The 11,596-nt window shown below is 68.7% G+C and carries 11 protein-coding genes; 7 read left to right on the forward strand and 4 right to left on the reverse strand.

What is annotated here, in order from left to right:
* The first annotated feature begins 50 nt into the window (after nucleotides 1-50).
* Nucleotides 51-890, forward strand: a complete 840-nt coding sequence (locus BN3385_RS19615) for a hypothetical protein (RefSeq protein WP_156432818.1) — start codon at nucleotides 51-53, stop codon at nucleotides 888-890.
* Here the strand turns inward: BN3385_RS19615 and BN3385_RS19620 are convergent.
* Nucleotides 887-1,357: a nuclear transport factor 2 family protein gene (locus BN3385_RS19620; RefSeq protein ID WP_059019201.1), complete on the reverse strand. Its 471-nt coding sequence runs from the start codon at nucleotides 1,355-1,357 to the stop codon at nucleotides 887-889. The two genes, BN3385_RS19615 and BN3385_RS19620, sit on opposite strands and share 4 nt — an antisense overlap.
* Nucleotides 1,347-3,146 (reverse strand): N-acyl-D-amino-acid deacylase family protein, encoded by a 1,800-nt coding sequence (locus tag BN3385_RS19625; RefSeq protein WP_082690749.1) that lies wholly within the window; start codon nucleotides 3,144-3,146, stop codon nucleotides 1,347-1,349. Before BN3385_RS19625 ends, BN3385_RS19620 begins: the two co-directional genes overlap by 11 nt.
* A 124-nt stretch (nucleotides 3,147-3,270) precedes the next feature.
* Here BN3385_RS19625 and BN3385_RS19630 point away from each other — a divergent pair, with 124 nt between their 5' ends.
* From BN3385_RS19630 to BN3385_RS19640, 3 genes are all read left to right on the forward strand, one after another.
* A complete protein-coding gene (locus tag BN3385_RS19630) occupies nucleotides 3,271-4,173 on the forward strand; it encodes a dienelactone hydrolase family protein (protein ID WP_059022177.1) in 903 nt (300 codons plus the stop codon).
* 79 nt (nucleotides 4,174-4,252) lie between these two features.
* Nucleotides 4,253-5,359 carry a glycosyltransferase gene (locus tag BN3385_RS19635; protein WP_059022179.1) on the forward strand — a complete coding sequence of 369 codons (1,107 nt, stop codon included), beginning with the start codon at nucleotides 4,253-4,255 and terminating at the stop codon, nucleotides 5,357-5,359.
* Nucleotides 5,360-5,434: 75 nt separating this feature from the next.
* Nucleotides 5,435-5,818, forward strand: coding sequence for a hypothetical protein (locus BN3385_RS19640; RefSeq protein ID WP_059019204.1), 384 nt, complete (start codon nucleotides 5,435-5,437; stop codon nucleotides 5,816-5,818).
* A gap of 1 nt (nucleotide 5,819) precedes the next feature.
* Here BN3385_RS19640 and BN3385_RS19645 read toward each other — a convergent pair whose 3' ends face one another.
* Both BN3385_RS19645 and BN3385_RS19650 read right to left on the reverse strand, forming a co-directional pair.
* Entirely contained in the window at nucleotides 5,820-7,130 is a 1,311-nt protein-coding gene (locus tag BN3385_RS19645) for a cytochrome P450 (protein WP_059019206.1), read from the reverse strand.
* Nucleotides 7,131-7,197: 67 nt separating this feature from the next.
* Nucleotides 7,198-8,481 carry a cytochrome P450 gene (locus BN3385_RS19650; protein ID WP_156432819.1) on the reverse strand — a complete coding sequence of 428 codons (1,284 nt, stop codon included), beginning with the start codon at nucleotides 8,479-8,481 and terminating at the stop codon, nucleotides 7,198-7,200.
* A gap of 69 nt (nucleotides 8,482-8,550) precedes the next feature.
* Between BN3385_RS19650 and BN3385_RS19655 the strand changes: the two genes are divergently transcribed.
* The 3 genes from BN3385_RS19655 to BN3385_RS19665 all read left to right on the forward strand — a co-directional run bounded on the left by BN3385_RS19655 (nucleotide 8,551) and on the right by BN3385_RS19665 (nucleotide 11,588).
* Nucleotides 8,551-9,219 carry a YoaK family protein gene (locus BN3385_RS19655; RefSeq protein ID WP_059019209.1) on the forward strand — a complete coding sequence of 223 codons (669 nt, stop codon included), beginning with the start codon at nucleotides 8,551-8,553 and terminating at the stop codon, nucleotides 9,217-9,219.
* Between the two features lie 69 nt (nucleotides 9,220-9,288).
* Complete coding sequence (locus tag BN3385_RS19660) at nucleotides 9,289-10,638, forward strand: glutamine synthetase family protein (RefSeq protein WP_059019212.1); 1,350 nt, start codon at nucleotides 9,289-9,291, stop codon at nucleotides 10,636-10,638.
* Nucleotides 10,635-11,588 carry an LLM class flavin-dependent oxidoreductase gene (locus tag BN3385_RS19665; protein WP_059019214.1) on the forward strand — a complete coding sequence of 318 codons (954 nt, stop codon included), beginning with the start codon at nucleotides 10,635-10,637 and terminating at the stop codon, nucleotides 11,586-11,588. The genes BN3385_RS19660 and BN3385_RS19665 overlap by 4 nt, the downstream gene beginning before the upstream one ends.
* Nucleotides 11,589-11,596 lie beyond the last annotated feature (8 nt).

An 11,596-nucleotide genomic window follows, 5' to 3' on the forward strand; every position in this document is an offset into this window, starting at 1 on the left:
ACCGGAGTACCTTCCAGCCACATCACAGCTTCGAGGCGAGGAGCACCGCCGTGGCCCGGACACCAGGTACTTTCCTGCTGGCAGGCGCGGCAGCAGTCGCGATGGCCACCGCGTCGATCCAGTCCGCGCCGACGGCCAACGCCACCTGCGCATCGTTCTTCGGCATCGGCAACAGTGCGAATTGCCAGAGCAACCTGACCAGCATTGCCATTGCCATCGGCACCAACGCCCAGGCGCTGGCCCCCGGCTACTTCGGTGCGGCGTTCTCCGTCGGTACCGACGCCGTGACATTGGCACCCGGTCTGTTCGGGATCGCCGCGGCCGTCGGGGACAACACCGGCGCGGTGGCCAACGGCGTGTTCGGAATCTCCGGCGCGTTCGGGAACTACGCCCAGTCCAGCGCGGGCGGTCAGGGTCTTAACATCGCGCTGAACCTCACGCCCGGCACCACGGTCAGCGGCGGCAGCAAGGTCGGCGCCATCGGGTTCGGCAACATCGCCGTCAACCTGTTCGGCAGCGGCACCACGTTCGAGGCCAACCAGGCACTGGCGACCGGGATCGCCAACACCGCAATCGATCTCGGCGGCAACGACACCATCGTGTGGGCCGGCGGCGGCACAGGTGTTCTCAATGGCGCACTCAACGTGGGCGGCAACGACAACTTCGTGGCGGCGGGTCCTGGCCCGGTCTCCATTGCGGTGTCGATCCTGCAGAACAGTCAGGGCGTCACCAAGTCCGGGCCCGGCTTCAATATCAATGGCTTTACGGTCGGGGGAGCCGCCGCCACCGGCCGCGACACCCCGCACCGCAGCGCGACGCCGTCCGCTGCGTCGGACAACGGGGACGGGCCGCGCAGCACCGGCTCGTCAGCCCGCGGGCGGCGCGGCTAGATCAAGCCGGTCGCGTCGAACACCCAGGACATGTCGGCCGTCGCGAAATCCTCCAGCCAGGTCGGCGGCGCGAAGCTCGTCAACCCGTTCATGTCCCAGTAGTCCTTCCACAGCGTGATCTTGCCGTCCTGAACCTTGTGCACGGTCACGAACTGCAGCACACCCTGTTCGCCGGACGTGAACGTCCAGGTCTCGGAGTGCTCGTACATGGTGTCCACGCCGTTGCTCACCAGCACACCGTCGTGGTTCTCGTAGCCGGCCAGCGACTCCAGGCCGACCTTGAGCCGCTTGACGATGTCCTCCGGTCCGCGGGCGGCCGCGGCGGGGCCGACCGGCATGTCCACGTAGATGCAGTCCTCGGACAGGAAGGTCTTGACGGCCTCCCAGTCCCGCGCCGAGAGCGCCTTCCACATACCCAGGACCGTCTCGGCGACGGTGGCGGGAACGGCTGCGGTCTCAGTGGGCATGGGCGAACTCCGATGTGGTGGTGGTGGTGGTGGACGACGGGGCCGGGGCGGACTGGCCGACCCGTAGGAAGCTGCCGGTGCGCTGGGCGCCGAGCACGTCGGTGGGCTGGCCGTGGCGCACCACGGTGCGCCCGCCGATCAGGACCAGTTCGACGGTGTCGTTGTTGCGGTTGACCATCCGCGGCAGGCCGGCGTACTGCTCGACGGGTTCCTCGGCATACTCGTCGAGCTGGCTGTCGAGGTGGTCGGGGTCGATCACGACGAGGTCGGCCCGGTCTCCGAGCCGTAGATGCCCCGCGTCGATCTGGTACCAGTCAGCCAGCTCGCCGGTCATCCGGTGCACGGCCTGTTCGATCGTCATGAACGGCGAGCCCATGCGCTCGGCGTCGCGGACGTGGCGCAGCAGCCGCAGCCCGTAGTTGTAGAACGCCATGTTGCGCAGGTGGGCGCCGGCATCGGAGAAGCCCATCTGGATACCCGGATCGCGGGCCAGCTTCTTGAGCACCTCGGGCCGGTGGTTGGAGATCGTGGTCCGCCACCGCAGCTTGGTGCCATGCTCGAGCACCAGATCCAGGAACGCGTCGACCGGGTGCAGCCCGCCGCGGTCCACGCCGACCTGGCCGAAGGACTTGCCGACCACGGATTCGTCGGGGCAGGCCACGATTTCGGCGTCGAAGAAGTCCCGGTGCCACACCCGCACGCCGAACTTGCTGTCGTAGTCCTTGCGGAACTGGCGGCGGTACTCCTCGTCGGCCAGCAGGGCGTTGCGCTCGACCTCGTCGCGCAGGTGCAGTGCGGCGGCACCGGAGCCGAACTCCTCGAACACCACCAGGTCGATCCCGTCGGCGTACACCTCGAACGGCACCGGCAGGTGCTGCCAGCGGAAGTCCGCGCCGAACCTGTTCACCAGCCGGGCCAGCGGGCCCATCATCAGGATGGCCAGCGGGTTGGCCTTGACGTCGGCGGCCGACAGCAGGCTGGTCTTGAGCTTCTTGCGAAGCACCGGAAGTGATTGCGCCACTTGGGAAGCCAGATTCAGCGGGTTCTGGATGTCCGGGCCGGACTGCAGCACGCGGCCGCGCTTGCGCACCAGGGACTTCAGCCGGCGCAGCTCGCGCGGTCTGGCGTAGGTGGACGGCAGGGTGCGCGACCGGCAGGTCTCGCCGTCGATCTTGTCGAACAGCAGCTGCTGGGAGGACAGGCCGACGAACCCGGCGTCGAGGGCGTCGACGAGCATCCGTTCCATCTGCGCCTGCTCAGTGGCCGTGGGGCGCTGGTCCTTTCGGGTGGCGCGGTCCAGACCCATAGTGGCGGTACGCATATCGGAATGACCGATGAACGAGGCGACGTTGGGGCCCAGGGGACGTGACTCCAGCGCCTGTACGTACTGCTCGGCGTTGCTCCACGTTTTGGAGTCGTCCACGGCCTTCATCACGTGTTCGCGCGGGATCGCCTCGACCCGGCCGAACAGGTCACCGGCATCGCTGCCGTCCACGTACAGCGTCGACAACGAGCACGAGCCCAGCAGCACCGTGGTGACACCGTGGCGTACCGACTCCGGCAGGCCGGGACCACCCAGCACTTCCACGTCGTAGTGAGTGTGGACGTCGACCATTCCGGGCAGCACCCACTTGCCGGTGGCGTCCACGACCTCCGCACCGGTCTCGTCGAGCGGGTGTGGTGTCACCGCCACGACCCGGCCGTCCCGGATTCCGATGTTGCGGATCGCCGAGGGCGCGCCGGTGCCGTCGAACCAGCGGCCGTTGCGGATGATCGTGTCGTAGGTCACGACGTCCATAGAACCGGCTGGCAGGACGGGTGTCAACGACCAAGTAGACATTTTTTTGGATGTGTTCACAGCTGCTGATCAGGCGTCATGGTCAGGGGTGCCGACCGCGCGCATACTCGCGGAGGTGACTCCGCTACAGCGCTACATCGCCGAAGAGATCGCCACCGACCACGTCGACGGTCTGCTCAGTCGCCGGGAAGCGTTGCGGCGCCTGGCCCTGCTCGGGATGGGCGCCGCCGCAGCGAGCGCACTGATCGCCGCCTGCGGTCAGGACAAGCCCGCCGGCGCACCGGCGGCGTCATCGTCGTCACGTGCGGCGGCACCCCCGCCCGGGATGGACACCGCGGTGGAGGCGACACCGGCCAGTTGGGCCGGCCCCCGCGGCGAACTCCTGGGCCGATGGGCGCCGGCCGCCACCCCACGCGGGGCCGTACTGGTGATCCACGAGAACAAGGGGCTCAACGACTGGGTCGGTTCGGTGGCCGGCCGGCTCGCCGGTGTCGGTTACTCGGCACTGGCCATCGACCTGCTGTCCGAAGAGGGTGGCACCGCCACGTTCAGCGACCCGGCCGCCGCCACCGCGGCCCTTGGCGCCGTCGCCCCCGACCGGTTCCTCGCGGACCTGCGCTCCGGCCTCGACGAAGTACAGCGCCGGGTTCCCGGCCAGAAGGTGGGTGTCGTCGGCTTCTGCTTCGGCGGGGGTCTGGTGTGGCGACTGCTCGCATCGGGGGAGCCGCGCCTGTCTGCGGCGGCGCCGTTCTACGGTCCGGTGCCCGACAACCCGGATTTTGCCGGTTCGAAAAATGCTGCGGTACTCGGCTTCTACGGTGCACTCGACCAGCGGGTCACCTCCACCGAGCCGACCGCGAAGGCCGCCCTGGAACGGGCCGGGCTGGTGCACGAACTGATCGTCGAACCCGACGCCGACCACGCCTTCTTCAACGACACCGGAGCGCGGTACAACGCGACAGCCGCCGCTGACGCGTGGCAGCGGCTGCAGGACTGGTTCGGCCGCTACCTGGCGTAGGGGAGTTCACCGGCCGTTCAGCAGGCGGCAGCGTCGCGGTCGGTGTGCGCACATCGGCGCGCGGTCGGATGGGGCCATGATGCGCGTCGCGCAGGTCGCGAACTTCTACGGCCCGCGCTCGGGTGGCCTGCGCACCGCGGTGGACCGGCTGGGCGCCGAGTATGTCGCCGCCGGCCACGAGGTGTTCCTCATCGTCCCGGGCGCACAGCCGAGCACTGTCCAGCTGCCAACCGGGGTGGTGCGAATCGCGGTGCCCGCCAGGCAGATTCCCTTCACAGGTGGGTACCGCGCGGTGCTGCCGGCACCGGTCGTCGGGGTGCTCGACACGCTGTCTCCGGATGCCATCGAGGTGTCCGACCGGTTCACGTTGCGCTCGCTGGGGCGCTGGGGTGCCAGGCGCGGTGTCACCACGGTGATGATTTCCCACGAGCGCCTGGACCGGCTGACCGGCCAGATTCTGCCCACACCGCTGGCCCGCAGGCTGTCCGATGCCGCCAACCGGCGCACCGCCGCCGACTATGACACCGTGCTGTGTACCACCGCCTTCGCCCGCGAGGAGTTCGACCGCATCGGCGCCAGCAATGTCATGACGGTGCCGCTGGGAGTCGACCTCGACACGTTTCACCCCCGTAGGTTCTGTGCAGACACCCGCCGCCGGTGGGCCGCTCCCGATCAGGTGTTGCTGGTGCACTGCGGCCGGCTGTCGGTGGAGAAGCGTGCCGACCGCAGCATCGATGCCCTTGTCGCCCTTCGTGATTCCGGTATCGACGCGCGACTGGTCATCGTCGGCGACGGTCCGCTGCGAGCCCGGTTGCAGCGATACGCCGCCGGGCTACCTGTCGACTTCACCGGGTTCGTCACCTCCCGCGACGACGTGGCCACCCTGCTGGCGACCGCCGACGTCGCGCTGGCACCCGGACCGCACGAAACGTTCGGGCTGGCCGCGCTGGAGGCGCTGGCGTGTGGTACCCCGGCCGTGGTGTCGCGCACCTCGGCGCTGGCCGAGATCCTCACCCCGGACAGCGGCGCCAGCGCGGACAACGACCCGCGGGCCTTCGCCGGTGCGGTGGCCGATGTGATCGACCGACCCGAACCGGACCGGCGATCGTGCGCCCGGCAGCGAGCGGAGAACTTCCCCTGGCCGCGGTCGGCGGCCGGGATGCTCTGTGCGCTCGGCGCGGTTTGAGGCGGTGCCGGGGCGGGAACGAGTGGTTATTGACGGTGCCGCGTCCGGCGACACCGCGCGACGAAGGAGCCCTCGATGACCACCAACACCATCGTCTGGATCGTCATCGGCGTGATCGCGGCGGTCGTCGTCATCGGCGCAATCGCCTGGCTGGCCCGTAACAAGCAGGCCAGCCGCCGGCACGCCCAGGCCGAGGAGATCCGCGAGCAGGTCCGCGAGGAACATCAGACGGTGGCGCGCCGCGAAGCCATCGCCGAGGAGACCGCCGCGAAAGCCCGTGCGGCACAGGCTGAAGCAGAGGCGAAGGTGGCTGAGGCGCGACGCCTGCAGGACAACGCCGACAAGCACCGTACCGAAGCGGCGGCGCGTCGCGAGGATCTCGACGAGCGGCTGTCGCACGCCGACTCGATCGACCCGCATGTCGACGCCGAGGCCGCCGACGCGCAGAACCGGCCTTGAGTCAGTCCCGCGACGGGATCAGACCGGGCGCGCCCAGGCTGACCGGAAGCTCGGCCCAGCCCCGCAACACCCGGGTGTCGCGGCGGGTGCCCAGCCCGGCCAGCCGGACGTCGGGGAAGTGGGTGAAGAACCGGCGCAGCCCGACCTCCCCTTCGGCGCGGGCCAGTGCGGCACCCAGGCAGAAGTGCCGGCCGCCGGAGAATGCCAGGTGCTTACCAGCGTTCTCGCGGCGCACGTCGAAGCGGTGCGGATCGGCGAACACCGCCGGGTCGCGATTGGCCGCGGCCAGGTAGGTCACCACCATCTCGCCGGCGCGCACCGTCGTCCCGGCCACCTCGGTGTCGGTGCGGGCCACCCGCGCCGAGAGCTGCACCGGTGACTCCAGCCGCAGGATCTCCTCGACCGCGTTGGGCCACAGCGACGGATCTTCGGCCAGCACGGCCAGCTGGTCCGGTGAATTGAGCAGCAGCCGAATGCCGTTGCCCAGCAGGTTCACCGTGGTCTCGAAACCGGCGGCCAGGACCAGCCCGGCGGTGGCCTGCAATTCGGTTTCGTCGAGCAGCGCGCCGTCATCGGCGACCTTGATCAGCTGGCTCATCAGATCGTCACCGGGGTGCTCGCGCAGGCTGCGCAGGTGGGCGGCAAGCCAGGAGTTGAAGCCGGCGATCCCGTGCTGCACCCGCTGGTACTGCTGCCAGCTCAGCCCGACGTCGAGGCTGGGTGCGGCCAGCTCACCGAACTCCAGCACCTTGGGCCGGTCGCGATCCGGAACACCGAGGATGTCGCTGATCACCGCGACCGGCAACTGCGAGCAGTACCGCGCCACGATGTCGACCACGCCCCGGCCGTCGCCCAGTCCGTCCAGAAGCTCACCGGCGGTGTCCTCGACACGATCACGCAGCGCCGCCACGGCCCGGCTGGTGAACACCGAGGACACCGTCTTGCGGTAGCGGGTGTGGTCGGGCGGTTCGACCGCGAGCAGCGACGGCGGCCGCAGCGGATGCAGCAGGGTGTCTCGGGTGCGCCGCTCCAGCCAGCCCACCGGCCCCGGCAGGTTCGCGCCCAGCGAGATCACCCGGAAATCCTCGGACCGCAGGATGTCGTTGGCGATCGCGTGGTCGACGGTCAGGTAGCTGACCCGGGAGCGCACCAGCGGGCCGATCGCCCGCAGTTCGTCATAGAACGGCACCGGGTCGGCGCGCACCGCGGGGTCGGCCACCAACCGGGCCTGGGCATCGCCGCGCCGGGCCGACCACCCCGCCACCGCGCGCACCACCCCGTGCATCGCGAACCAGTGCAGCCGTTGCTTCATGGTGGCTCTCCTTAGCTCCCGCCCGTGCACCACGCTACGAGGGTGGCAGCCGCCGCGCCAGCAACGCTCAGGACGGCGGGGTCCAGCTGACCGGTAGCCGCTTGATGCCGTGGATGAACGCCGACAGCAGCATGGCCGGTTCTTCGGTGACCTCGATGTCGGGGATGCGGTTGCGCAACTCCTCGAACACCACGGCGATTTCCCGGCGGGCCAGGTTGGCGCCCAGGCAGAAATGCGCTCCGCCACCGCCGAATCCGACGTGGTGGTTGGGGTTGCGGGTGACGTCGAACAGCCACGGGTTGTCGAATTTGTCCTCGTCGCGGTTGGCCGAGGCGTACCACATGGTCACCTTGTCGCCCTGCGCCATCTTGACCCCGCTCAGTTCGATATCGCGGGTCACGGTGCGGCGCATGTAGATCACCGGCGAGGCCCAGCGCACGATCTCCTCGACGGCGCTGGACGTGGTGGCCTCGAAATCGTTCCACCAGATCCGGCGCTGATCCGGATAGCGGGTCAGGGCCAGCACACCGTGGCTGATCGCGTTGCGGGTGGTCTCGTTGCCGGCCACCGCCAACAGGATGAAGAAGGACGCGATCTCGGCGGAGGTGAGCTGTTCCCCGTCGACCTCGGCGGCGACCAGTGCGGTGGTCAGATCCTCCCGCGGATTGCTCCGGCGGTCCTCGGCCAGCGCGGTGGCGTAGGCCCCGATGTCGATGGCGACCTTCATGAACTCGTCGAAGTCGGTGGTCAGGTCGGGGTCGCCGAAGCCGAGGATGATGTTGGTCCAGTGGAAGATCTGCTGGTGGTCGGACTCCGGGATGCCCATCATGTCGCAGATGACCTGCAGCGGCAGCGGCCCGGACAGCTCGGTCACCAACTCACCGGTGCCGTCTGGATTGTTCTCGACCATCGCCGCCACCAGGCTGCGGGCGCGGTCGCGCACCGAGGCCTCGGTGCGGGCCACCACCTTCGGGGTGAACGCGCTGCGCACGATGTTGCGCAGCCGGGCATGCCGTGGATCGTCCAGGGCGATCATCGAGCCGAAGTACTCGGCGACCTCCGGGATCTGGTCGCCGATGGTGATGTTCGGGTAGGAGCTGAAGATGTCCGGGTGCCGGCTGGCGTAGAAGACGTCGTCGAGTTTGGTCAGCGCCCAGTGCCCGGGCCCGGCGGGCACCCCCTCGAATTCCACCTCGTGGAAGAAGGTGATGGGCGATTCCCGGCGCAGGGTGGCGAACGCTCCGTCGCGCACGCTGTCGTCGAGTTGCCAGAACTCGAATGTGCCCAGGTTGATGTCGCTCAAGGCGATCTCGGGTGGTGGCTGACCGTTGACTCGAGTGGCGATGCCCATGCTCGGAGACATTAGGGGCGCAGGCTTGGTCTCGTGATCGTTTCGGAAGTAGGGCATGCTTGCGATTCGATGACGCGTACCACCACCACCCTGCACTTCGCCCTGCTGCTCACGGTGACCAACGCATTCCTCGACGCGCACACCTACATCGCCCGCGGTCACGTCTTCGCCAACGTCCAGACCGGCAACGTGATTTTCTTCGCGATGGACGCCAGCGAAGGGCACCTGATGACCGCCCTGGCCCACGTCTGGCCGATCCTGGCGTTCATGGCCGGGGTCTGGCTGGCGGCCTACCTCAAATCCGGCCGCGGCGACCGCCACCTCAAGCACCCGCTGCGGTGGACGATGCTGGTGCAGGCCATCGTGCTGGCCGCCTTCGGGTTCGCGCCCGCTTCGATACCGCACGTCCTGGTGACGGTGCCGATCTCGTTCGTCGCGGGCATCCAGATCGGGTTGTTCCGCAGTATCGGCGACCTGGTGTACGTGCCGCTGGCCACCACCGGCAACATCATGCGACTGGTGGAGTTCGGCTACTCCCGGTTCGCCGAACACGATGACAAGAGCCGGGCGGGTTTTCGTACCTATGGGCTGCTCACGCTGTTCTTCGCGCTCGGCGCGGTGGCCGGGGCCTACGCCACCCGGGTGATGGGGGTGCGGGCCATCTGGCTGCCCGCCGCGCTGCTCGCCATCACCCTGCTGCTGTTCGTCATCGACGAGCGGCGCGGCATCGAGCCGTGACGCAGATGTATTGATCAGGCTGACCGCAAACCTGGTGTCACCGCGCCCGGTATCCCTACCTTGCCGGGTATGACGCAGTTGCACGATGCCCCGACCGCCGCTGACCGATCGGTCTCCGATGCGGAGACCGATCTGCTGCGGCGGCTACACGAGGGCAGCCTGCGTGAAATCGAGGTGGCCTGGAGCGATCCGTTCGGCCACGCCGCGGGCAAGCGCATCCCCGCCAAGCAGTTCCTGGACCGGGCCCGGCACGGGTTCGCGTTCTGCGAGGCCGCGCTCGGCTGGAACACCGACGGCACCGTGATCGACGGGTTGCAGCTGACCAACTGGGACGACGGGTACTCCGACGTCCACGCCATCCCGGATTTCTCGACCTTCCACCTGCTGCCCTGGCGGCCCGGCGTCGGCCATGTGATCTCCGACATCCTGCGCCCCGACGGCAGCCCGTCGCTGCTGGATCCGCGCGGGGTGCTGCGCCGGGTGCTGGCACGGCTGGCGTCGCTGGGCTACACCGCGAAAGTGGGGGTGGAGTTCGAGTTCTACCTTCTCGAGCGCGATGGCTCACCGGTGCAGAACGACATCCACGCCTACTCCCTGGAGAACGCCAACACCCTCGACCCGCTGCTGACCGATCTGTACGAAACCCTGGACGCCTTCACCCGACTGGAGGGCGTGCAGACCGAGTACGGTCCCGGCCAGGTCGAGACCAACCTGGTGTATGCCGACGCGCTCGACGCCGCCGACGACAGCGCCCGGCTGAAGTACGCGGCCAAGGAGGTGGCGCGCAAGCACGGCAAGGTCGCCAGCTTCATGCCCAAACCGTTCTCCGATCAGTCGGGAAGCTCTGCGCACCTGCACATCTCGCTGTGGCGTGACGGCCGGCCGGCGTTCGCGCCGGTGGACGGCGCCGAGAACGAACTCGAACTGTTCGCGATCGCGGGCCTGCTCGAGCACCTGCCGTCCATCACGCTGTTCGGTGCGCACTCGGTGAACGCCTACCGGCGCTACACGCCCGACTCGTTCGCCCCCGACACGGTCAACTGGAGCCGCGACAACCGGAGTGCGGCCGTCCGCTCACTGGTCGAATCGCCGGAGGGCACCCGCATCGAGTTGCGCACCGGCGCTTCGGATTCCAACCCCTACTGGCTGGTGGCCTCGGCGCTGGCCGCGGTGATCGCCGGGATCGAGGCGCGCCGGCTGCCACCCCCGGGCGGGGAGGGCAACCTGTACGGCAAGGGTTCCCCGCTGCCGGACTCGCTGGGCACCGCGCTGGCGTTGACCGCCCAGGACGACACGATCCTGGAGATCCTCGGCGCCGCGTCGGTCACCGACTTCATCGCGATCGCACGCAGCGAATGGCAGTCGTACACCAGTCACGTCAGCGACTGGGAACGCCAGCGCTACCTGACCTCCTCATGAGCGGCCCCCGATTCGGGGTCTGGGCGCCGGTCTACGGCAATCACGGTGCCCGCAACCATCCCGACGACCTGCCTGATCCCAGCTATCGCCGCAACCGGGACCTGCTGGTGCGTGCCGAGCAGGCCGGATTCGACGCCACCCTGGTGGCCCAGCACGTCATCCATCCCAGCGACACCGAGAACGACGTCCTGGAGACCTGGTCGACGCTGGCCGCACTGGCCGAGGCCACCTCGACCATCGAGCTCATCGGCGCGGTGAAGCCGCTGCTGTTCAACCCGCTGGTGTTCGCCAAGATCGCGGCCAACATCGCCGACATCGCGGACGGCCGGTTATCGATCAACGTGGTGACCGGCTGGTTCCTGCCCGAACTGGAGGCCCTGGGCATCGACCCGCTGGCCCACGACGACCGCTACGCCTACACCACCGAATGGCTGGACACGGTGGTGGACCTGTGGCGTGGCAAGCAGGTCGCCATCGGTGACGGCCACGGCCAGCAGGCCCTGGTTCGCCCTGTGCCACAGGAGATTCCACCGATCTATGTCGGGGGCGAGCTGCCGGACACCGTCGAGCTGATCGAGGATCTGCGCGGCCGCCCACGTGACCGCGAGCCGTTGCGATTCGGGTTGTCGGCGTTCGTCATCGCGCGGGAGACCGAGGCCCAGGCCAAGGCTGAAGAGGCCCATCTGCAGGCGCTCATCGACAGCGAGAGCAGACCGGAGATCTCCTCGGGCACCGATCCCAACACCGCGATGTACCAGGTGCTGGCCGGTACCCGCCGGATCGGCTCGAACGGTGGCACACTGGCCGGTCTGGTCGGCAGCTACGAGCAGGTCATCGAGCGGATCGACGCGTTCCACGAGGCCGGCGTCGAGCTCTTCATGCTGCAATTCCAGCCCATCGAAGCCGAACTGGATCGCTTCGCCGACAACATCATCGCGCACTACCGTTGAGAGGTTCC

The sequence above is a fragment of the Mycobacterium sp. M26 genome (assembly GCF_001494595.1).
Lineage (GTDB): Bacteria > Actinomycetota > Actinomycetes > Mycobacteriales > Mycobacteriaceae > Mycobacterium.